This is a genomic window from Saccharospirillaceae bacterium (genome assembly GCA_022448365.1).
In the GTDB taxonomy this organism is placed as follows: domain Bacteria; phylum Pseudomonadota; class Gammaproteobacteria; order Pseudomonadales; family Oceanobacteraceae; genus Bacterioplanoides.
Genome location: JAKVCS010000024.1, coordinates 1,917 through 2,724, shown reverse-complemented (window position 1 = coordinate 2,724; position 808 = coordinate 1,917). Strand labels below are relative to the sequence as shown.

1 protein-coding gene is annotated in these 808 nt (G+C 45.7%); it reads right to left on the bottom strand.

Annotated elements, in window-relative coordinates; all coding sequences use genetic code 11:
- Window positions 1-176: 176 nt before the first annotated feature.
- The coding region (locus MK185_17705; GenBank protein MCH2042466.1) for a hypothetical protein at window positions 177-808 on the bottom strand (632 nt) is incomplete at its 5' end.

The window sequence follows — 808 nt, the reverse complement described above, 5'->3', positions numbered from 1 at the left end:
TACGGAGACTGCAATGTTGTTGGGTTATAGCAATATAAGCCATTTCAGCTCAGCTTTTCGCAAACAATTTGGTGTGCTACCAAGAGAAGCGAGACAAGAACTGGAGCCTGATCTCCCTAAAATTATCACCTTCCCCCAATAGCGCCTAAATCAGATAGTTAAGCTCTATTTGCCTGTCACCATTCCATGGTCACTATTGCTGATCCATCAACATTGATTTGCCAGCTAATATCCATGTTTGCTTTGCTGCTCATGTGTAACAAAGCTTCCCGCTCCATCTTACGAACCATATTCGATAACTCCGGGCAATCCAACTGGCTGAACATCGAGGCATAAGCGCAATTTGATATCGTATACTTCTTTTTCTGCTCATCCACATCCTCAACTGACAAGTCAAATAACCCAAGCGCAGCATAATTCTTCATAAAGGCCAGCCAATAACGGTGCACCGCTTCTCCTGCCCCTGATGAGAAACAGGTAAATGCATCGGGCGATGGCCATAACCAGCGCATTTCCATTTTGACGGTATCGAGAAACATTTGTTGATACAAGCTTAGCGCTTTTTGCTTACCCAGAACATCGCGCGCGCTCGAGTAACCCGATGTGAACATACTCATATCCTTTGTGATCGCACGCCATCTGCTTGCAGAACCGGAATCCTGAATGTCACGAAAGCGCTGCAGGCGCTTGTTATGCGAACTCCATCGCCGCATGACCTTTATCACAAATGATACCAGCCCGATTCCGCCTAATGCCTGTTTAAGTGATTTCCAGATATCAGATTCAAATAGAAACCGCTTTTGCAGGC